The sequence below is a fragment of the Paenibacillus dendritiformis genome, from assembly GCF_945605565.1.
Classification (GTDB): domain Bacteria; phylum Bacillota; class Bacilli; order Paenibacillales; family Paenibacillaceae; genus Paenibacillus_B; species Paenibacillus_B dendritiformis_A.
The window spans coordinates 1,446,304-1,466,686 of the sequence record NZ_OX216966.1; the positions used below are offsets into that span (position 1 = coordinate 1,446,304).

Sequence of the window (20,383 nt, forward strand, 5' to 3'; positions counted from 1 at the left end):
TTTTTAGTGTATTCCCTAATATCTAATTCCATTCTACTTGAAAAAACGTTACCTTTTTCAAGTCTTCATGCCTATGAATCAGAGCTTCATGCGGCGGAACGATTCATGCGCCGCTTCGATCGTCCGGTCGATGTCCTCGCCGGTATGCGCGGTCGTCAGGAACCAGGCCTCATACTTCGAAGGCGCGAGGCAGATGCCCTGGTCGAGCATATGGCGGAAGAAGGCGGCGAAGGCCTCGCTGTCTGTGTCCTGCGCTTCCTCGTAGTTCGTCACCGGATGATCGCAGAAATGCGTCGAGAACGATCCGCGAATCCGGTTGATCGTGAGCGGAATGCCGTAACGGTCGGCTCCTTCCTGAATGCCTTCCGTCAGGCGGATGGTCAGTTCCTCCATGCGCTCGTAGATTCCGGGCTCGGAGAGCACCTCCAGGCAAGCGATGCCTGCCGAGATCGAGGCAGGGTTGCCAGCCATCGTGCCTGCCTGATAGGCAGGGCCGAGCGGCGCGACCTGCTCCATGACCTGCTTCCGTCCGCCGTAGGCGCCGATCGGCAGCCCGCCGCCGATAATCTTGCCCATCGCGGTCAGATCCGGCTCGATGGCCGCATGTTCCGGGAAGGCGGCGTACGTCTGCGCCGAGCCGTAATGGAAGCGGAACGCGCTGATGACCTCGTCGTAGATGACGAGGGAGCCATTGGCGCGCGCGAGCCGGCAGAGCCCTTCCAGGAAGCCGGGCTTCGGCATGACCATGCCGAAGTTGCCCACGATGGGCTCGACCATGACGGCGGCCACATCGTCGCCCCAGCGCTCAAGCGCTACCTGCAGGGCCTCCAGGTCATTGAACGGCACGGTAATGACCTCTTGGGCGATGCTGGCCGGAATGCCGGCGCTGTCCGGCACGCCCAGCGTGGACGGGCCCGAGCCGGCCGCCACGAGCACGAGGTCGGAGTGGCCGTGATAGCAGCCGGCGAACTTGATGACCTTCTCGCGCTTCGTGTAGGCGCGGGCGACCCGGATCGTCGTCATGACGGCTTCGGTGCCGGAGTTGACGAAGCGGACCTTGTCCATGGAAGGGACCGCTTCCTTCAGCATGCGGGCCAGCTTGATCTCCAGCTCGGTCGGCGTACCGTAGAGCGTGCCGTTCCGGGCGGCACGCACGATCGCTTCCGTCACGTGAGGATGGGCATGCCCCGTAATAATCGGGCCGTAAGCGGCCAAATAATCGATGTACCGGTTCCCGTCCACATCCCAGAAATGAGCGCCCTGCGCGCGCTCCATGAAGACGGGAGCGCCGCCGCCGACCGCCTTGAAGGAGCGGGACGGGCTGTTCACGCCTCCGACGATATGCTGCAGCGCTTCTTCATACAATTGGGCGGAACGTTGTCGGTTCGTAGTCATGGGGATGTATCTCCTTTATTGTCGTTGTTTTCTCCCGATGCGGAGTCCTCGATCTTGTCGTTCAGAGCATCTTGAATGTACTGCTTCAGCCGGTCTTTGTCCAGGACTTGGAGCACGGCGGACTGATTGACCATCAGGTCCGCCACATTGTCCATCGGCGGAAGCTGATGGCTCGGACCGATCGTACTGTCATATCCGAGCGCGGCGAGCTTAATGAGATCATCGGCGGTCAGATTGGTCTCCACATAAGGGGAGACTTTATTGATGAGCGTCGGAAGCTGGATGATCGACCAGGCGGACTTGAGCTTGGTGGCCACCGCCGTCAGCAGCTCGCGCTGCCGCTTCGTGCGCGCGAAGTCGGACATGGCGTCATACCGGAACCGGACGTACATAAGCGCGGTCTCTCCGTTCAAGATCTGTTTTCCTTTTTTCAGATTAATATCGAATTCGTGGTTGTCCGCCTTGCTCGTATACTTCATATCCTTCTCGACATCGAATTCCACCCCGCCAATCGCATCGATCAGCTGGATGAAGCCTTGAAAATCGGTATACACGTAATACTGGACATCCAATCCGGTCAGATTGCCGACCGTCTTCATGGCGAGCTCCGGTCCGCCGTAAGCGAGAGCCGCATTGATGCGATCCTGGCCGAACCCGGGAATATCGACGTACGTATCCCGCAGAATGGAGAACAGATGCGCTTTGTTCGTGGCGGGATCGAATGAAGCGAGCAGCAGCGAATCGGAGCGAGGCACCTCATCCGGCTTCATCCCCCGCGAGTCGCCGCCCAGCAGCAAAATATTGACGCGCTCCGAGCCTTCCCACTTCGGAGGCTCGACCTCCTTCGGTTTGGGGAGCTTGTTCACGACAGGCGCGAAGCGGGACTGATCCGGCGGCTTCTGAAGGCTGTTCAGACTATTGTACATCGCCCAGATGTAGTAACCGACGCTGCCAATGAGCAGTACGAGCAATACAACGAGTGAGTGCTTCCAATACTTTTTGATCATCGATAGGTCCTTTCCGCATCCGGCGGAGCAGTAAAATGATGGAGTCGTCTCCGGTGCATTCATTCAAGTCGATATACATGCTATATTAATAGGTATGGATGTTAGCCCCGCATCTTGTCTATTCATTATAAAATCTTTACGTCGCCAAAATCAATTCGCACGCCGGGCTTGCCCGGGCGACGTGAGCATATACGCATGGTCCGCACCGTGGCGGACAACCAATCGGAAAGGGTGAGGCTGACAACGATGAATGCGATTGAAGTGCGGGATCTGCGCAAGACCTTCCGCGTGCAGAAAAATCGGGAAGGACTGAGCGGCGCCTTACTCGACTTGTTCAAGCGCGAATATAATGAAGTCATGGCCGTGAAGGACATCTCCTTCACGATACCGCAGGGGGAAATATGCGGCTATATCGGCGAGAACGGCGCAGGCAAATCGACCACCATCAAAATGCTGACCGGCATCCTCGTGCCGACGGCCGGCGACATTCGGGTGAGCGGCTTCATCCCGCATGCGGAGCGGGAGCGGTTCGTCCAGGGCATCGGCGTCGTGTTCGGACAGCGGAGCCAGCTCTGGTGGGATATCGGAGTCATTGAATCATTCCGCCTGCTGCGCAAGGTATACCGGGTGCCGGAGGCGGACTTCAAGCGGCGGCTGGACGAGCTGGTCGAGCGCCTTCAGCTTCAGGATCTGCTGAACCGGCCGGTAAGGAAGCTGAGCCTGGGCCAGCGCATGCGCTGCGAGCTGGTTGCATCTCTGCTGCACCAGCCGTCGGTCCTGTTCCTCGACGAGCCGACCATCGGACTCGATATCGTCGTGAAGACGGAGATTCGCGATTTCCTCCTGACGCTGAACCGCGAGCATGGCACGACGATTCTGCTGACGACGCATGACCTGCAGGATATTGAAGCGCTCTGCACCCGCGTCATTATGCTTGATGACGGACGCATTATCTATGACGGAAGCCTGGACATGCTGAAATCCACCTGGGGCAAAGGACGAGAGGTCCGCTTCCAGTTCGCCAAGCCGATGCGCGCGGGCGATGCCGAGGCGCTTACCTCCGGGCTCGAAGGAACCTGGACGGTGCACTCGCCATTTGAAGCGAGCATTCATGTGCCGCTGGAGACGAATATTTCCGATGTCATCGGGCGCGTTGTCGGGGGAGCTTCCATCTCCGACCTGAAGATTGTAGAGACGAACACGGATGACATCGTCCGCGAGATCTACAAGACCGGCAGCGCGGAGCTGCCGGAGGGCGCAGGCGAGGCGGCGCAGGAGGGCACGGCCGGAACTGATGCGGACGCCGAACGGGAGAAGGATGCGGTGCTTCATGGCTAGCGCATATCTCGATTTAATCCGGATCCGGTTTTTGACGATGCTGGCTTACCGGGTCAACTATTATTCCGGCATTCTCATTTATACGCTCAGCATCGGCGTCTATTATTTCACTTGGCAGGCGATCTATGGGGGCCAAGGCTCGCTGGCGGGCTTCACCGCCGGGCAGATGACGACCTACATCGCGGTCTCGTGGATGGCGCGCGCCTTCTATTTCAACAATATGGACCGCGAGATTGCGAATGAGATCCGGGATGGCAGCGTCGCGATCCAGTTCATCCGTCCTTATAATTATTTGATTGTTAAAATGATGCAAGCCTTCGGGGAAGGCATCTTCCGCCTGCTCTTGTTCATGACGCCGGGCATGATTATTGCCTGCCTGCTGTTCCCGGTGGAGCTGCCGACGGATCCGAAGCGCTGGCTCGTATTCGCTTTGATGCTCTTTTTAAGCTTCCTGATCAATTCACAGCTGAATATTCTTACGGGCTTGACTGCCTTTTTCGTGGAAAATAATGAGGGCATGATTCGGATGAAGCGGGTCGTCGTCGATCTGTTCTCCGGCGTGATCGTGCCGATCTCGTTCTTCCCGGGCTGGCTCATTGCGTTGAACGAATGGCTGCCGTTCCAGGCGATTACGTTCCTGCCGAGCTCGGTGTTCACCGGCCGCATCGAGGATGCCCAGATCCTGTCGGTGATTGGGATACAGATCGTCTGGTTCGTCGTGCTGATCGTGCCTATTCTGCTGATGTGGCGGGCCGCGCGGCATCGCCTGTTCGTGCAAGGAGGGTAGGGCGCATGTACTATTTCGGTCTCGTAGGAGAATATTTGAAGAATTACTTGAAAACCCGCCTTGCGTACCGTGCGGACTTCTGGGTCGAAGTGCTGTCGGACCTGTTCTTCCAGGCGACGAACCTCATCTTCATCTTCGTCATCTTCATGCATACGCCGACGCTGGCGGGCTGGACGCGAGACGAGATGATCTTCGTCTACGGTTACTTCATGATTCCATACGGCGTGTTCAGCTGCTTTTTCAATCTGTGGAACTTCAGCGAACGCTATATTGTCAAAGGCGAGATGGACCGCATTCTGACCCGGCCGGCCCATAACCTGTTCCAGATTCTGCTGGAAAATGTCGACCCGCCGGCGCTGATCGGTTCCTTCATCGGGGCTGTCATGATGGGCGTCTGCTGGGCCCGGCTCGGACTCGGCTTCGGCTTGATCGAGCTGCTGATGCTGCTCGTCATGCTGGCCGGCTCGGTCATGGTCTACTTCGGCGTCTATGCGGCACTGACGTCGCTGTCGTTCTACACGGATGCCCCGACCGGCATCCTGCCGCTTGTCTTCAACATTCAGAGCTATGGGCGCTATCCGCTCACGATCTACAACCGCTTCCTTCAGGTGCTGTTGACCTGGGTGCTGCCGTTCGCCTTCGTCGGCATCGTCCCAGCCTCTTATTTCGTGGAGGGCAAGGGCATGCAGCAGATGGCCTTGCTGACGCCGCTCATGGGCATCGCCTTCTTCGCGCTCGGCCTGACGCTGTGGAACGTCGGGATCAAGCGGTACCGCGGGGCGGGCTCGTAGCTTTCGACAAAGATATGTTCTATTGATTGAACAATGCCGTCGATTCTGGTTTGCATGCCGGGATCGACGGCATTTTTATTTTGGCGGTACTGGGGCGACCTAGATAGCCATTTGCATACCTATAAAAGGAAATCATGCAGATGAGGTCGAAGGGGAAATAACCAATAGTTGTTACGGGAGGGGACTCATGTGGACGCCCACTTGAAAAAAGCAGCCAAAGTGTATGGCATTATCGCCGCAATGATTGTTCTTATTCCTATCCTGGTGTTCGCCTACATTCAATATCAGCTCGCTTCCCTTGAAAAAGCAACCTATGAGCATCTGATTGACCGGCAAGGCTATGCCGACAGCGACATTCTCCGCATCGATACGAAAGTCAAATTCCTTTCCTTCTATACGGCGGAGGTGGTCTTTACCGATGAGCCCGATATTACCTATGACTACAAAAGAAATCAAAAAGGAGATATCATTCAAGTAGGCATGTCCGATCCGGAAGGAGCGGATTGGAAGAATTATAAGTATAAACATGAAGAAGCGTCGCCATAGAAAAGCGGCGGGATGAGGTACTTGGGGAGGGACGATATGTTAACGAAGGCGAAGGAATTATTGCCGCTGATGAAGCGGATTATCGAGTATAGCGGCAGCATCGATATCCTGGAAGCGAGGCAGGAGGACAGACCTGAGGGGAATCTGGAGGAGCTGGCGCAGTTGAAGCAGGAATATGCGGACCTGCTGGAAGCAGTGAATAGGGAAGAGCTATCGATCATCCGCGCGGTGGCCGACATCGGTATGTCGGAGAGAGGCCACCGTTTGACGGGCGAAGGGCAGGGGCCAACCTATCGAGAATCGACTTTTGAAATCGAGATACGTTCGACTCCCGAGGAACTGCTGGCGAACTACCATCAATATTTGGTCTACCATACGAAGGAGCAAGAGATTCGATATTTTTTTGCACGTTGTGTGGGGCTGAATTTGAGCGAAGGGATTCATATCCTTGAGCTTGAACATCCTGAGATGACGTTGCCGTGAGCAGAACAGGACAGGCGGAAGGAGGGGAGTGCTATCATTATCGAAATTATCGTGTATCACGATCAATTCACTTATATCGATTGCCCGGACGAGGTCGGCGCCAACATCCGTGCCCTGCAAGGCGAATTTGATGATTTCTTGCGGAATTTGGAGGGCAATCATCCGTTCCGGCAGTACCACGAAGTCATCGAGAACGGGCAAGTGACATTTCGCGGATATGTGAATGTATTTGGCGCGGAGCAGTTCATCGACTGGATGAACGTGGTGAAGTTCAAGCGGGAAGTCGCGAAGGTCATTCCGAAGCCGGTGGAGCCGGCCGCAGATACCATTTACTTTTAACGGGTGGAGAGACGAGGGCTCGCGCTTTTCGGATTGGTTGTTTTTTGAAAAAGACGGCGTTCAATGGTAAGCTAGAGGCATCATGCAACGGCAGTCTTGGCTGCCGGGAAGGAGTGCTGCAAATGACATCATCCGATCAAGTCCAGCTCGGACAAGCCGTGCCGGACTTTACGCTTCCGTCCTCGACGGGCGCCGATATATCGCTGCGCGATTATGCGGGTAAGAAGGTCGTGCTCTATTTCTATCCGAAAGATATGACGCCAGGCTGCACGCAGGAGGCATGCGATTTCCGCGATTATCACGGCGACTTCGAGAAATACAATGCGGTCGTGCTGGGCATCAGTCCCGATAACGTGAAGTCCCATGAGAAGTTCATTGATAAGCACGGCCTGCCGTTCCCGCTGCTGGCCGACACGGAGCATGAGGTGGCCGACCTGTTCGGCGTATGGCAGTTGAAGAAGATGTACGGCAAGGAGTATTACGGCATCGTTCGTTCGACCTTCCTGATCGACGAGGAGGGCAAGCTGGCGAAGGAATGGCGCAAGGTGAAGGTGAAAGGGCACACGGAAGAGGTGCTTGAGGCGGTGCGCGAGCTAGGTTAAGTGAATGTAAAAGGCGGCCCATGGCCCGGGAGGACATGGAGCCGCTTTTTTGCATGGGTGCCGCCGCAGCAGGGTTTACACATGCGATACATATAAGCTTTCGACATCCTCCGTCGGATTGCCGGCGTACACAATGCGCCCTTTCCGTAAAATAGCGACTTGGTGCGCGATTTTCTCTGCCAGGCCGATGATGTGAGTCGACAGCAGAATGAGAGCGCCCTTGGCGCAGTACATCTGTAGCGTATCCCGCACCGTAATGACTTGATCCGGGTCCAGACCGTTGGTAGGCTCGTCCAGGAGGAGAATATCCGGTTCGTGAAGCAGCGTTGACGCCAGCGCCACTCTTTTGGCCGTGCCCTGAGATAGGGAGCCTATCGGATAACCGCTGTACGATTGCAGCCCGAATTGCTTGAGCCAGTGCTGCATCCGCTCTTCTAGCAAATCTTTGGGGACATTGCGCAGTCGGCCGCTTAATCTCATCATTTCAAGGACGGTCAAAAACGGGTACTGGAAAGGAAACTCCATCATATATCCGACGCGCCGTTTGTAGCGCTGATCCTGCCAGCTCAGAACCTGGCCATTCAGCGTAATGCTGCCTTGCTGCGGTTGATTCATTCCGGCAATGAGATGCAGCAGCGTCGTCTTGCCCGCACCGTTCGGGCCGAGCAGTACCGTTATTTCTCCCGATTGCAGGGTCCAATCTATCTCTTGCAGGATGGGGGTGTTACCGTAGGCATAGCCGATGCGATGTAATTGCAGCGAGAGAGGCTCTGTCTTGCCCATCGCTTGCATCCCTCCTTAACCATTTGCAGGAATTTTGTCAGGAATGGTGCGGTATAACCGGATAAAACCAATCTGAATGACTGCGGTGGATAAAATAAAGAGAACAAAATGCAATTGATGCAAATACAGAAGCAGAATCATGCTTGGGGTAATCCCTAGCTGTCCAACCAAAGTGATGCGGCCGGAAGACGTAAAGCGGTACCCTGCCAACAATCCAAAAGAGGCAAGTGTAGAAGCAAGAAAGGTGCTCTTGAGGAAGAGCATCATCGAATTGGTCCAGGACCGCTCTATTCCGAACTGCCATCCAAGGTAATGAATAGCGGCGATGCTTGCACCCATTGTCCAATAAAAAAGCCATTTCGCAGACAACATCGTACGCCATGCATCCAAGGTAACCGTATACAAGGACAGCCCTCTGCCTTCATTCGCGAAGCCTCTCACCGTCCAAATCTCATTAGCCAGCCAGATGAGCAGGCCGGCGCCTATTGGAATGACCGCGGGACTGTCAGCGGCAGCATAGAAGCAGAACAGCTCCAAGGCGAAGATGCAGAAGAGAAAGGGAACAACGTCTTTGAAGCGGGTCACCAAGTAAAGCTCCTTGCGGAACAGCGGATAATGGGACAGCATGCGTGTCTTGGCGCCAGTCTCTGCAGGAAGCGTCGAGCGCATCACTTGCGGCCAGGCGTATTCCGCCGCCCGGAACGCGCACAGGAATTGGAGCGCTATGATGATTGCCGCGCCAAGCATCCGTGCCGCAAGAGCAAGGGGAAGAACTACCCCCGCCAGGTTAACGGCCAGCCACATCACAGTCAGCCATTGGAAGGCAAGGCGTCCCGACCTATAGGAATACCCGCTCACTTCCGCGTAAGAGAATCCAAGCAGCATCAGCATGAGCCAGAGCCACATGTCGGCATGTGACGGGGTCCACATGAGCTGGCCGATGATGATCCACGCGAGGAGGAGCAGGAAGGGCGTTTTTTTCCAAAGCGAATAGGCGGTCAAAAAGGAACCTCCCCGTCCCGATGACCATAGAAAGCGAGCCTCCGCCACATGGGAGCTGGCGGCAAACAAGCTGATGCCCGTTATGAAACCGATCAGCCAGCTTCCCAGTCCGATATAGACGGAAGGGAACGGACTGGATGCCAGCATGGCCGTCAGTTGAGACGCCCCGCGGGGGAGCAAAGCCAGAATCACCAGCAGCAGCACGATATCGCGCCGTGCCATCTGTTTTACGCGAGAAAGATAGACGGCCTTGTATAGTTGAAAGCTTGAGATCCCCGATCACTCCCATCCCATTGCAGTCAAGCGCGTAGATTCGATACGCAAGGTTTACTTTTCCAATTCCATTGTAGCATTTTCTGGGAAAATAGAATAAACGAGAATAACCAGCAGAATCGTCAAGCTTCTGCTGGCTAATTTCTGACTGGCGATCTATCTAATACACCCGATGGATAATATCCTCGAAATCCGGCTCCTCCATATGAACATCCTCCATCTCGCCGAACCGTTCGAGCAGGCGCAGCGCCTCCATCGCGCTCAGCTCCTCGCGGTTGCATTCCACCGTCAACGTGTCGCCGGCAAGCGAGCGGCAGCGCAGCGGGTGCGGCACCTCCTCGGATAAAGCCGCGCCCTCGCGGTACGTGACGCGAATGAGGGTCGGCAAGCCGATTCGCTTGCGCAATTGATCAAGCGAGCCATCGAAGCCGATCTGGCCATGGTTGATAACGATGACGCGCTCGCAGAGCTGCTCGATATCATCCATGTCGTGCGTCGTGAGCAGAATCGTCTTGCCCAGCTCGCGGTTAATCGTCCGCAGGAACTGGCGGATGCTCCGCTTCGCAATGACATCGAGCCCGATCGTCGGCTCGTCGAGGAACAGAATATCCGGGTCATGCAGCAGGGCGGCCGCGATATCGGCCCGCATCCGCTGGCCGAGCGACAGCTGCCGGACCGGCGTCTTCAGGAATTCATCCAGCCCGAGCAGCTCGCGGAGCATCCCGAGCCTCCGCTGCGCCGCATCCGTGTCCATGCCGTACATCGCGGTCAAAATATCGAATGAATCCGCTGTGGGCAAGTCCCACCATAGCTGGGTTCGCTGTCCGAACAGGACGCCCAGCCTGCGGGTCACCCGCCTTCGTTCCCGGTGCGGATTGCGCCCGAATATGCTTACTTCTCCCGAGGTCGGATGAAGAATGCCGGAGAGCATCTTGATGGTCGTCGATTTGCCGGCGCCGTTCGGGCCGATATAGCCGACGAACTCGCCGCTCTCAATATGGAAGCTGATGCCGCGGACGGCTTCCTTCACGACGTAGTCGCGAGAGAGAAGCGTCCGCACGCCTTTGAACCGCCCTTCCTTCGGAGCGGAACGGCGGAATTGCTTGTGTAAATCAGTCACGGTAATCACGGTTGAACCCCCTTATCATCCTTCTATGCTTGACTCTGCCTAACGCTAACTTCCCGTGCTCTGATACCGGGCCAGGCCGATTCTCCATACCCGCAAGGCGAGAGCGAACAGGCCGGCCGCGATCAGCACCGACAGTCCGATCAGCCAGATGCCATAGCTGTTCCGCAAAATATACAAAGACGGAACATAGTTGGCGAATCCGACAGGAATGATGCTGAGCAGCAGCCCCTGGAGCCATGACGGATAAATGCTCATCGGGTATTGCGCCGCGGTGCGGGCCGCATCCTCGGTAATGTTTTGCAGCTCCTCGATGCGCGTAATCCAGAACCCGAAGGACGCCGTCAGCAGGCCGATGGCGAAGAGCAGCACCGCGCCCGACAGGATGACGATCAGCGTAAGCGGCACCGCCGTCCATGTAATCTGCCCCTGCTGCATCAGCGTGCCGATGCATATGGCGAGAATGGCCGTGTCTTGAACCACTTCGCCCAGGCGGATCGAGAAATTCTGGGACATTAGCGCCAGCAGGATCGGTATCGGGCGGAGCAGCAAGCCGTCGAGCGTGCCGGTGACCAAATATTTCTCCAGGTGGTGCACATCGGAGGCGAACATTCGGTAGATGGCTTTGGACAAGGAGAGGACGGCATACAAATAGCCGGCTTCTGCCAGGGTCCAGCCCTTGATATGGCCGAATTTGAGCAGAATGACCGCAAGCATAAGAAATTCGACTACGCTGATGATGGCAGCCATAAGCGTTGAGAACCAAAAGTTGAATTTGTATTGCATCCGGCTGCGGATGCTTGCGCGCACGAGCAGCGCGTACATGCGAATCCATGTCATCCGCCTTGCACCTCCACTTTCCGTCTCATGATCCCGGTAACGGCGAGACATAGAGCGGTAAATAGAGCGCACCAGATGACGGAGCCTGTCAACGCGGCGGGCGTTTCCATTCCAAGGTAGATTCGCGTCGGCACATAGTGCAGGAACGGATAGAACGACGCTTCGCTGATGGCGGCAAGCCAAGAAGGCAGCCACTCAATCGGGATGAGGAAGCCGGACAGCAGCATGCTGAAGGCATAGTTCACCCAGTAGAGCCAACGCGATTCGGTCGTCCAGAGCGCCAGAGCTCCGATCAGGTAGTTCAGGCAAATGGAAATGTACGCGGCAAGCGTCAAAGCAACAGCGGTCCACAAGTACGTAGTCACGGATGAGGGGACGTGAAGCGGTAATACGAAGAAATAAAGCGCGTAAATCGGAAGAAACTTATACACGAACTGATAAGCGATCTGCCCCCATTCCTTGCTCATCAGATGATAGAACAGATGAACGGGTTTGACGAGATCGAGGGCAATCTGCCCGGTTCGCACGGACTGCTCCATGCCGAGTCCGTTGTTGAGAAAAGCGGCGACCCACAAGCTCGCCTGATTGAACGCGACATAGCTGATGATGCCGTTCAATCCATATTCGCCCAGCGATCGGCCTTCTGCAATCCCTGTCCACACGGACACATAGATGAGACCGAACAGAGCGCTGGCGATGTTGTGCACAAGATGCGCACTCCGGTACTGCAAATTGCTGAGGTACATTTTACGTGCTAGCGTCCAAAAAAGCATTCAACACCTCCGGCATCTTCATGATTAGCGGCGTGCCTACACTGCGATGGGAGCGAAATGCGTTTTGAGAGAGCGAGGAATATCATACCAGAGGTTGCGGAAGGATGGCAAGCGTTTTTTATTCGCTGTTCCTTGCTTTGGTTGTGCTAAGGAATTCGCCGCTTCATTCTGCTCGAGCTCACCCCGGAAGGGGAAGAGCTGCTGGAAGCGGTGAACGAGAAATATGGCCGGCTGACCGAATCGCTGTGGAAGGATAGATTTCAGCGAAGAGGAATTGGCCAATCTGCATGCATATTATGCCAGGATGATCGCGAAACTCTATCTGCAGGAAGGAACCGTCAAATAAGTCAGTCGTACCTCACTTCATATAATTCTTCAACAATGCGGGCCAGAAGCCATTCCTGTTCGCGGACATTTCTGAAGAAGAATTCGACCGCGTCGTAGCGGCCAACTTCAAGGGCGTCTTCCTCGGTATGAAATATGTATTGAAAGTGATGGAGGAGCAGGGCTTCGGCAGGCGGCTTCAATACGAACCTTGCGGCAGGCTTCCAGAGACGATCAAGATGACCGGGAACGTTCCGGAAATCGCCTTCCATCAAGTCCTCGCCTGATGCAGGCGGGGATTTTTTTGGAGCCAGTCGGAGAAAAAATAAAGACTCGCTATCCAGAAGAAAATATTGTATAATATAAGCAATTCAGGATTCAATGTGAATACGTAGGACATGATGGGAAGAACCCGATGCTAATTCTATTGGCTGAGGGTTTTTTTTGTGTTTTAGGGGCCGAACGGCATGCCATCGCCCTGGGAATTGTGGTTTTTTTTCCTAAAATACGGACGTTATTCCGTCGATAGATTACGCAATGGGTAATCAAATAAATTCCATTAATGGAGTATTTGGGGTGATGAATGCTAAAGGAGTCTAATGAGAAGACATTCTCCGCCAGTCCCTTCAAGCGGCAAAGTTGAAAGTTTTAGAATGAGGGTCAAACATTACTTTATCGTGGGAGTGATCATTCATGAAGTCAATGAAAAGAGTAATCCTGTTTCTAGTGATAGGGGCTTTTGCAATTCCTGCATTGTTCGGTACATCGCCAAAAGAGGCTAAGGCGATGAGTTTCAAGGATGTATCGGCAACCCACTGGGCCAAGGACTCCATTTATGCCGCCGTCAATGCAGGGTATTTCAAGGGTTATAGCAATGGAACGTTTAAACCGGACGCGACGATTACAAGGGCCGAATTCGCTTCCTTGCTGTCACGGGTATCGAAAACGGAACCTTCCTCAGAACTAGAAAATGTCTTTAGCGATTTGAACAATCACTGGAGCAAGAAAGAAGTCGAGAGAGCGGTTGCTTTGGGATTCATCGATCCGAACAATTACCCAAATGGCTTTAAACCCAATACAGCGCTAACCCGTGAAGAGATGGCCGTCTGGTTAAGCTCTGGCTTGGCCGCCCTGGATGAAGACTACAAGCAAGCGCTATTGGATACGAAGGAGACGCTGATTCCGGTCAAAGAATACTTCAAACCGGGCATTCCAGCGACCAAAGCCGGCCATATTGCGGTAGCGATGGGCACCAAACTGATGAGCGGCTACCCGGACGGCTCCTTCGGGATGAACAACACAACGACCCGCGCGGAGACCTCGGCCATTCTGTTGCGGTTCGTGAAGGTTGCAAACAAGAAGGCAGATTCCTTTCCAGCTCTGAATGAGCTTCGGGCAGTGGGGACGGAGAAGAACAATTTGGAGGTTGTGACGCCGTTTGAAGCATTGGGTGTGGCAAACTCATCAGGAAAGACGAGAACGTTTAAAAATAATGCTGGCAAGTTAGTTTTTCATCGGATGGTTGCAGTGAACGTAGAAAATTGGAGTGAAAAGAGTTTCTATGGTGACCTGTTTTTGGATGAAACCGACAAGAAGTTTTTTGAAAAGAACAAGGGGAGGTTTCCGCTATTTATAGAACTTACAATCTATCCAAAAACAAAGGGATTCGGTGTGGACCATTATGCTAGTGGAATAACAAACTTGATGGGGGGAATTGCAATACATAATAATCAATACAAAAAATATGGATATGAAACCCTTCCCGTTATGGAGGATATACAATTCTTTGCCCAGCATTCTTCAGGTGTAAAACTATGGGTTGTAAAATACTATAATACGGAAGAAGATAACCTCGGTAGCGCTAAATTTGATGATGGTTCATTATTGATGGTGGCAAAATAGAGGAGACAACATGAAAAAAGCAGTTACAATCATTTTAGTCCTGTCATTGTTGTTAATTTCCTTTAGCAATTATAGTCCTAACCTTGTCACAGCTTCGGATGAGCCTCCGGAAATTGAAAAGTTTATACCTTGGAAAAATGGTTATCCAGATAAAGGAATAAAAGTAATCCCAGAAGGTTTAGCTTCTAAGACTCAAAAGATTCAAGTAACTGTAACGGGTAAAGACTACCCCAATCCAAAAACAGTCTGGACCGAAGGGGATAGGGGCCAATGGGTTGCCGTTACCCAAGATGGCGAACGTGTCGAAACAGTCACAGCTATTGGCACCGATGGAACGGGAAGAAAGTTTCCCCGAGACACTGCAGTGAAAGACAGAATAAATTTGTATAACTATGCTCCAGAGAGTCTGCAGGATAGAAAAAATCATGCATTCAAAAAAGAGCATGTTAAGGAACTCGGGCTAACTAATCTGAAATATCAAGAAACACAAAGCTCTTTTACTCCGAAGGGTGAACCTGAATTCACCAAGGGGCAACTCGTGGCTGTTCTTAATACAACTACCGGTCATAGCCATCTTGTTTCAATATACCGCAAATATGAAACGGGGCATCAAGGTCAACCGAAGTATCAGGCTCATTACTTTGTCTATCTTGAAGCAGACTTTGAGGGCTATGTAACGGAGACGAAAGAGCTGCGTGTCTCGTCTGATGCAAATATGAAAATCGGAGAGACCAAGAACTTAAAGGTAGAGGTCAGGACTCAGGAATATGACATGACAGGCTTTACGAATTGGCTGGATATCACCCGTCGGACGGAACAATTGGAATGGAGTTCAGATCGATCTTCTGTGGTGACGGTAGGGCCTGATGGCAAGGTAACGGCTGTCGGCAAAGGAACTGCCAAGATAACTGCCAAATGGAAGAGTTACCCGTATTATATATATGATTCCGTAACTATTTCCGTTGAGGAAGGTCCTCCGGGTAAACCGGATCCGTCGGAGCCTTCCGGTTCATGTACGGTTCCCGAACCCGGGACGAAAATCCCCAACAAGGTAATGGATCCAAAGGCGAGTGCAGTGATCAAGGCGGATAACCGGGGAAGTGAGCAGTTCGATGTGCTGCTGGGCATCCCTACATCCGAACACCTTTACGCTAATGCCTTTGCCTATCATTACTTATTCAAGAGTTCGTTTGTGCAGATGAGCGGTAGATGTACGTTTGAAGTTCCTGTGGAAAAGATGTTTATCAAGAAATGGAAAGAGCCAGGGACAGATGATGAGGGGAAACCTACGCAAGAAGAAAAGGAAGAAGAGGAAACCGTCATCGATGTCGTGACCGTTGAGCGCCCGTATTCTTTTTGGGTAATTGATAATCTGGAAGTCTACAAGATCCAAGAAGCAAAGCTGCAGAATATAGCCTTGCCGAACGGAGGGGTCACCTTAGAGCCCCAAAATTATACGCCACCAGATTATCGTTTCAAGCAGCAAGGCGGAATCGTGAAGGAACCAGAAGCACAGAGTGTCGTTCTCCCTTCGCAGACCGTCGGCAAAGATGTACCGGACTATTCAGGCGAATTCAAAGCTGCTGCCGAGAAGGCGACTGGTAAAGTTCGCGTCCAAAATGATTCGCTTGTCTTTCAGGGAAAGACCATTATGTCAGGGCAAGCCGTGGATGAAAACGGAGCCTCTCCTGGAGCCATTCCGTCTCCAACCACGATAGGTGAAAACACCTTATATAAAAATCGGTTGTTGATACATAGAGATAAAGTGAACGCGAAAAATTTATCGAGCAGCGGTACGATTTATTATAAGCTGCTTCCCGAACAGATTAATGGCGGCACGGATCAGGAATTCCCGATTCCAGGCATCAACCCGGTCACCATACATACTCCGGTTGTGACGTATGCTTCCGTGTCGGATGACTGGGCGCATAACCAGAAGACGAAGCCGAGCCCGAACCGGGCGGCGCTTATTCTGGAGCGGCCGTTCACGGTGCGCCTGCCGACGAGCGGGCAGCATGTCTCCTATCCGGGGTACGGCAACCGGGATTATGCAAAATATGTCCGCACGAAGCAGGTGTGGTTCCCGTTCGATGCATACTCCGGGGACCGGAGCCGCTTCATTCCGAAGCGGACCTGGATTGATATTCCGGTGAACCAACTGGATACGACGTTCTTCCTGCCGGTGTGGGTCGATGAAGGGAATTATTCCGTCCTGTTCCGCACCATTGCCGAGAACGCTCCGGTGCAGCTCGATACGCAGCCGAATGCCAATACCGACCTGAAAAATCATGTCTCCACCGACGTGGTCGAGGTGGAAGTCATTGGCCGGCTTTATGATTTCCGGCTGACTGATATCGTCGATTACAATTGGGAGAAGGTGTTCCGTAAGCAGGCCGGCAGCCATGAGCTAACCGGCGCCTCCTACTGGGTCGGGGAGAAGGGGATCGATGGGGAGCGACGCGGGAACCGGGCGCCGTATACGCTGCCGATTCGGCCCGGCAGTCATCCGCTGCAGGGCTACCGCAATGTGGCGGTGAAGACGGGATATCATTTCAAATTCGATCTAAAGACGAAGGGCAATATGTTCGGTCCGAAGGACAGTATTCGCATTACGCCAAGCTTCTACTACGCGAGCAAGGATGGCAAGACCCGCTTCCCGGTTGATTTGTATTACCACAGCAATGACCGCTACTTCATCCGCATCGGATCGCAGGAGGATCAGGTCGGGCGTTATGTCATCCTGAATGAGCGGCTGCGCAACGTGCCGACGGAGCAACTGATCGATACCGCCAGCTACAAGTACGACCGTGAAGGACAAGGAACGTACTTGAGCCGTCAAGCGTATATCGACCAGTACATTGAGAAATGGACGAAGCGGAAAACGCCGGTCGGCGGCTACGGCGGGCTCCTGCTGCCGGAGGGGGTCCGCACGTTCAGCGGGCCGAAGTCGAAGCTTCCGGATTCGGTCGACGCCCAGCGGGCGAATGCATCAATCCAGCAGTGGTACGGCGAGTACAGTTTGCCTGCCGGGGTCTATATCGTCAAAGCGGGAACGGATTTCGCCGAGTATGGCCGCACGCATGGCGGACTGCATGACAAGTCGCCGATCTTTCTGCGGGACGGCTATCTGATCGTGAACTTCAATATCGAGTCAATTCGGGATGGCCGCACCGCAGCCCCGCATTTGCAATATATTCAGGCGCCGCTGATGAACCAGTGGCGGCTGGAAGGGTTCGAACGAACTATTCGGGATTCGTTCGGCCACACCTTCGTGCTGCAGGACGGGGATGTGCTGTTCTACCATGCGAACCTGTCGAGCCGGGATGATTTCGGAGCGATGGTGCCGCATTAGCCTATTAGAATTGATTGTAATACCTTGGGGGTGGAAGCGCGTTGCTTCCGCCTCTTTTTTAATTGCGCTGGAGATAGGAGTTCGGGATGAGAGGCGTCGTCTTGAGCTGGCAGCTCGAAGCCGTAACATGTGGGTCTCTGCCTCTTATGATCGATATCCCTGTCGTTCAGGAAGAACAAGTCTCCGAGCGGCTTATTTTAATATCTCCTTGGTTCAGGAATGTTGATTCTCCCGGTAACCAAGAGATGACGTGCAAATAATCGAGATTCAGTCCTCCTGACTGGGCGGGCATTCACGAAAAGAAAGCGTAGGGGAGAGGGCGGAAGCGGGAAGATGTAGTGCAAGATGACAGCGAAAACTGACTAACTGCAGAAAGTGCTCAGCGAAGAAAGTGTTCAGCTTCGATGGCAAGTGAACAGCAGCTATGGAAAATATCAAGCCTGACTGATTGGGAGAGTGATGATAAAGACAGCGAAGCATAGAAGCTAAGCAACGGGCACCCTGAGTGAAAGGGAGAGCGATCAAAAGGCTCCGAACATGAAGCAACTGGAACTAGAGATTGCATTTTCTTATACATAGATATATGATATATAGTAAATCTATGTATTAGGTTATTACTGCATTACGATTGCGAAGGAGGAAGCGATGAACCCGAAGGTAAGCAAGGAAATGTTGAAGGGCAGCACCGCGCTGCTTGTATTGTCGATGCTGGAGAAGGAGGAGTTGTACGGTTACGAGCTGACAAAGCGGCTCGAAACGGCCTCCTCCGGGTTGTTCACCTTGAAGGAAGGCACGCTTTATCCGATTCTTCACGGGCTGGAGAGCGGCGGGCAGGTGGAGGCCTACTGGAGCGAGGCGGCGGGGCGGGCGCGCAAATATTACCGCATAACTGATGCCGGTCGCAGCCTGCTGCAAGAGAAGACGGAAGAATGGCGCCTGTTCAGCGGGACGATGAACAGGGTGCTGGGGGAGGTGTAGGGGAATGGCGGATACAGAGCGAGACATCCCGTGCGGCATGCCGGAGGCAGCCGAACGGTTCGTGCAGGATGTGCTGAGACGCATCAAAGCGAAGGAGATGAAGCCCGAGATCGAGGCGGAGCTGAGGGATCATCTCCTGTCCCGAATGGAAGAGCATACGGATCGCGGGATGGATGAGGACGAAGCTGCGCGTGAAGCGGTCCGCCACATGGGGGCATCCTCCATTGTGGCCGAGCATATGAACCGGATTCATCGCCCGCATATCCCTTGGCTGCTGTGGGTCAGCCTGGTGATATGGATTGGGTTCAGCCTATTCGGCCTGTTCCTGCTGCAGAGCGAACCGGGCGGACAGAATTCGGCTGGACTAGGCACCAAATCTATCATCTATCTCCTGCTCGGCATTGTCTGCTTCGTAGCTGGGATGCTCATCCACTACCACCAGCTGCGGCGCCTCGCTCCCTGGATGTATGGGGTGATGGCGATCCTGCTTGTTTGGACGGGGTGGACCGGGGGTTACATTAACGGGATGCGCTTTCTGATGATAGGCCCAGTGTCCATTGATGTATATTTGCTAAGTCCTTTTCTGTTCCTGATTGCGATCTATGCGATGCTCAGCGACCGATCGGCACGAACCAGGAGGTATGCCAAGCTAATGCCGTATGCGTTGATCGTGCTGCCGGTGCTGTTGTATGTGAGCGACGGTTGCTACAAGGAACTGCTCATTTATGGACTTGGCATGATCGTGGTGCTTGTGCAGCTTCGCTGCCGCCCGGTTGTATGGTGGAGTCTCGCTGCTTGTGCCGCGGGAGGGGGATTGTTGCTGTGGATGACATCCGATGCGGTCCGCTTCGTATTCGGACGCCGCATGCAGGAATGGATTGCATTTCTTGGAGGCGCAGTCGAGCCTGATTCTGATGGTGGCTTTGTCATGCAGGAGATTAACAGAGCGGTGCAGCATGCGGGATGGTTCGGGCAAGGGAACGGTGAGACGCTCGCCCTGCCTTATCTTTACAGTGATTATTTGAGCATCTACCTTGTTCATACGGCGGGGTGGTTCGCGGGCCTGCTGCTGTTGGGCTCCATGGGAGTTCTCCTCTACAGCGTGTACAGGGCGGCTTTCAGCATTCGCCAAACATTTGGCCGGGGGCTTGCCCGCCTCATCGCGGTGCTGGCAGGGGCGCATTTCCTGCTGGCGCTGGGAGGCCTCTTCGGACTGGTGCCGATGAATGGCCTGGACCTGCCGCTGTTCGGCTACGGAGGCACCCGAATGCTGCTGTGGATGTCTCTCTTCGGACTCTTCTCCGGCATCTACCGGCGGAAAGACATGCTTCCGCAAACGTCATAATTCGATACTACGCTCTTCCGTTCGACGGGAGAGCTTTTTTTGTTGCCGATTCTTATTTTTCCAAGGAAAACGTTGTCAACGGTGCTGGGGCGGCGTATGATGATAGACGCGGCGGGATAGAACGGAAGGCGGGCGATTGCATGCCGGATTGGGCTAGAAGCGCAATGGATGCATGAAGCGAGCAAGAAGGAGGTGCTGCCGATCTATGGTGTCATCTTTTCTCGCAAGGCTCATATAATCTATCAGAACGATGGAGAACGCAAATGCTCTCGAGCAGGCAAAAGAATCGCGGACAGGGCGGGGCATTCTGGCTGGGCGGCGCCTGAATTCGGCGATGCTGCGGTGTAGAAGGGACAGGCTGTCATAACCCTGATCCGCGCTTGCATGGGGGCTTTCA

Annotated in this window: 18 protein-coding genes and 1 pseudogene; 12 read left to right on the forward strand and 7 right to left on the reverse strand. The window is 54.0% G+C overall.

All coding sequences use genetic code 11. From position 1 onward, the window contains the following. Positions 1 to 78: 78 nt before the first annotated feature. Positions 79 to 1,395 (reverse strand): glutamate-1-semialdehyde 2,1-aminomutase, encoded by a 1,317-nt coding sequence (locus NNL35_RS06350; RefSeq protein ID WP_006675068.1) that lies wholly within the window; start codon positions 1,393 to 1,395, stop codon positions 79 to 81. Further along, positions 1,392 to 2,402, reverse strand: coding sequence for an LCP family protein (locus tag NNL35_RS06355; protein WP_006675067.1), 1,011 nt, complete (start codon positions 2,400 to 2,402; stop codon positions 1,392 to 1,394). The genes NNL35_RS06350 and NNL35_RS06355 overlap by 4 nt, the downstream gene beginning before the upstream one ends. Positions 2,403 to 2,648: 246 nt before the next feature. Between NNL35_RS06355 and NNL35_RS06360 the strand changes: the two genes are divergently transcribed. From NNL35_RS06360 to bcp, 7 genes are all read left to right on the forward strand, one after another. Continuing rightward, entirely contained in the window at positions 2,649 to 3,740 is a 1,092-nt protein-coding gene (locus tag NNL35_RS06360) for an ABC transporter ATP-binding protein (RefSeq protein ID WP_040729922.1), read from the forward strand. Then, the gene (locus NNL35_RS06365; protein ID WP_006675065.1) at positions 3,733 to 4,527 is read left to right on the forward strand and encodes an ABC transporter permease; all 795 of its coding nucleotides are present in this window, start codon (positions 3,733 to 3,735) and stop codon (positions 4,525 to 4,527) included. The genes NNL35_RS06360 and NNL35_RS06365 overlap by 8 nt, the downstream gene beginning before the upstream one ends. A gap of 5 nt (positions 4,528 to 4,532) precedes the next feature. Then, on the forward strand, positions 4,533 to 5,318 hold the full coding sequence (locus NNL35_RS06370) for an ABC transporter permease (RefSeq protein ID WP_006675064.1): 786 nt from the start codon (positions 4,533 to 4,535) through the stop codon (positions 5,316 to 5,318). Between the two features lie 189 nt (positions 5,319 to 5,507). Next, positions 5,508 to 5,864 (forward strand): DUF3139 domain-containing protein, encoded by a 357-nt coding sequence (locus tag NNL35_RS06375; RefSeq protein WP_006675063.1) that lies wholly within the window; start codon positions 5,508 to 5,510, stop codon positions 5,862 to 5,864. Between the two features lie 36 nt (positions 5,865 to 5,900). After that, positions 5,901 to 6,347, forward strand: a complete 447-nt coding sequence (locus NNL35_RS06380) for a hypothetical protein (RefSeq protein ID WP_006675062.1) — start codon at positions 5,901 to 5,903, stop codon at positions 6,345 to 6,347. Positions 6,348 to 6,398: 51 nt separating this feature from the next. Beyond that, a complete protein-coding gene (locus tag NNL35_RS06385) occupies positions 6,399 to 6,686 on the forward strand; it encodes a hypothetical protein (RefSeq protein WP_006675061.1) in 288 nt (95 codons plus the stop codon). Positions 6,687 to 6,808: 122 nt separating this feature from the next. Further along, positions 6,809 to 7,288 carry a thioredoxin-dependent thiol peroxidase gene (bcp, locus tag NNL35_RS06390; RefSeq protein WP_006675060.1) on the forward strand — a complete coding sequence of 160 codons (480 nt, stop codon included), beginning with the start codon at positions 6,809 to 6,811 and terminating at the stop codon, positions 7,286 to 7,288. 75 nt (positions 7,289 to 7,363) lie between these two features. Here the strand turns inward: bcp and NNL35_RS06395 are convergent, their stop codons facing one another. The 5 genes from NNL35_RS06395 to NNL35_RS06415 all read right to left on the reverse strand — a co-directional run bounded on the left by NNL35_RS06395 (position 7,364) and on the right by NNL35_RS06415 (position 12,085). Then, a complete protein-coding gene (locus NNL35_RS06395) occupies positions 7,364 to 8,071 on the reverse strand; it encodes an ABC transporter ATP-binding protein (protein ID WP_006675059.1) in 708 nt (235 codons plus the stop codon). 15 nt (positions 8,072 to 8,086) lie between these two features. Further along, the gene (locus NNL35_RS06400) at positions 8,087 to 9,295 is read right to left on the reverse strand and encodes a hypothetical protein (RefSeq protein WP_040729885.1); all 1,209 of its coding nucleotides are present in this window, start codon (positions 9,293 to 9,295) and stop codon (positions 8,087 to 8,089) included. Positions 9,296 to 9,506: 211 nt separating this feature from the next. After that, complete coding sequence (locus NNL35_RS06405) at positions 9,507 to 10,475, reverse strand: ABC transporter ATP-binding protein (RefSeq protein ID WP_006675057.1); 969 nt, start codon at positions 10,473 to 10,475, stop codon at positions 9,507 to 9,509. Between the two features lie 45 nt (positions 10,476 to 10,520). Next, positions 10,521 to 11,312: an ABC transporter permease gene (locus tag NNL35_RS06410; protein WP_254553031.1), complete on the reverse strand. Its 792-nt coding sequence runs from the start codon at positions 11,310 to 11,312 to the stop codon at positions 10,521 to 10,523. Then, positions 11,309 to 12,085 carry an ABC transporter permease gene (locus tag NNL35_RS06415; RefSeq protein WP_040729881.1) on the reverse strand — a complete coding sequence of 259 codons (777 nt, stop codon included), beginning with the start codon at positions 12,083 to 12,085 and terminating at the stop codon, positions 11,309 to 11,311. The genes NNL35_RS06410 and NNL35_RS06415 overlap by 4 nt, the downstream gene beginning before the upstream one ends. Positions 12,086 to 12,456: 371 nt before the next feature. Here NNL35_RS06415 and NNL35_RS06420 point away from each other — a divergent pair. The 5 genes and pseudogenes from NNL35_RS06420 to NNL35_RS06440 form a co-directional block, all read left to right on the forward strand. Next, positions 12,457 to 12,600: pseudogene (locus tag NNL35_RS06420) on the forward strand (SDR family NAD(P)-dependent oxidoreductase); the annotation flags it as partial. Between the two features lie 502 nt (positions 12,601 to 13,102). Further along, the gene (locus NNL35_RS06425; RefSeq protein WP_006675053.1) at positions 13,103 to 14,311 is read left to right on the forward strand and encodes an S-layer homology domain-containing protein; all 1,209 of its coding nucleotides are present in this window, start codon (positions 13,103 to 13,105) and stop codon (positions 14,309 to 14,311) included. 538 nt (positions 14,312 to 14,849) lie between these two features. Continuing rightward, the gene (locus NNL35_RS06430) at positions 14,850 to 17,663 is read left to right on the forward strand and encodes a DUF5704 domain-containing protein (RefSeq protein WP_006675052.1); all 2,814 of its coding nucleotides are present in this window, start codon (positions 14,850 to 14,852) and stop codon (positions 17,661 to 17,663) included. Positions 17,664 to 18,308: 645 nt separating this feature from the next. Further along, the gene (locus NNL35_RS06435; protein ID WP_006675051.1) at positions 18,309 to 18,641 is read left to right on the forward strand and encodes a PadR family transcriptional regulator; all 333 of its coding nucleotides are present in this window, start codon (positions 18,309 to 18,311) and stop codon (positions 18,639 to 18,641) included. A 4-nt stretch (positions 18,642 to 18,645) separates the two neighbouring features. Beyond that, positions 18,646 to 19,986, forward strand: coding sequence for an FtsW/RodA/SpoVE family cell cycle protein (locus tag NNL35_RS06440; protein WP_006675050.1), 1,341 nt, complete (start codon positions 18,646 to 18,648; stop codon positions 19,984 to 19,986). Positions 19,987 to 20,383: the final 397 nt, after the last annotated feature.

Coding starts and splice junctions, on each gene's coding strand:
- NNL35_RS06350 (WP_006675068.1), bottom strand. CDS start 1,395: ATGACTACGAACCGACAACGTTCCGCCCAATTGTATGAAGAAGCGCTG.
- NNL35_RS06355 (WP_006675067.1), bottom strand. CDS start 2,402: ATGATCAAAAAGTATTGGAAGCACTCACTCGTTGTATTGCTCGTACTG.
- NNL35_RS06360 (WP_040729922.1), top strand. CDS start 2,649: ATGAATGCGATTGAAGTGCGGGATCTGCGCAAGACCTTCCGCGTGCAG.
- NNL35_RS06365 (WP_006675065.1), top strand. CDS start 3,733: ATGGCTAGCGCATATCTCGATTTAATCCGGATCCGGTTTTTGACGATG.
- NNL35_RS06370 (WP_006675064.1), top strand. CDS start 4,533: ATGTACTATTTCGGTCTCGTAGGAGAATATTTGAAGAATTACTTGAAA.
- NNL35_RS06380 (WP_006675062.1), top strand. CDS start 5,901: ATGTTAACGAAGGCGAAGGAATTATTGCCGCTGATGAAGCGGATTATC.
- bcp (WP_006675060.1), top strand. CDS start 6,809: ATGACATCATCCGATCAAGTCCAGCTCGGACAAGCCGTGCCGGACTTT.
- NNL35_RS06395 (WP_006675059.1), bottom strand. CDS start 8,071: ATGGGCAAGACAGAGCCTCTCTCGCTGCAATTACATCGCATCGGCTAT.
- NNL35_RS06400 (WP_040729885.1), bottom strand. CDS start 9,295: ATGGCACGGCGCGATATCGTGCTGCTGCTGGTGATTCTGGCTTTGCTC.
- NNL35_RS06410 (WP_254553031.1), bottom strand. CDS start 11,312: ATGACATGGATTCGCATGTACGCGCTGCTCGTGCGCGCAAGCATCCGC.
- NNL35_RS06415 (WP_040729881.1), bottom strand. CDS start 12,085: ATGCTTTTTTGGACGCTAGCACGTAAAATGTACCTCAGCAATTTGCAG.
- NNL35_RS06425 (WP_006675053.1), top strand. CDS start 13,103: ATGAAGTCAATGAAAAGAGTAATCCTGTTTCTAGTGATAGGGGCTTTT.
- NNL35_RS06435 (WP_006675051.1), top strand. CDS start 18,309: ATGAACCCGAAGGTAAGCAAGGAAATGTTGAAGGGCAGCACCGCGCTG.
- NNL35_RS06440 (WP_006675050.1), top strand. CDS start 18,646: ATGGCGGATACAGAGCGAGACATCCCGTGCGGCATGCCGGAGGCAGCC.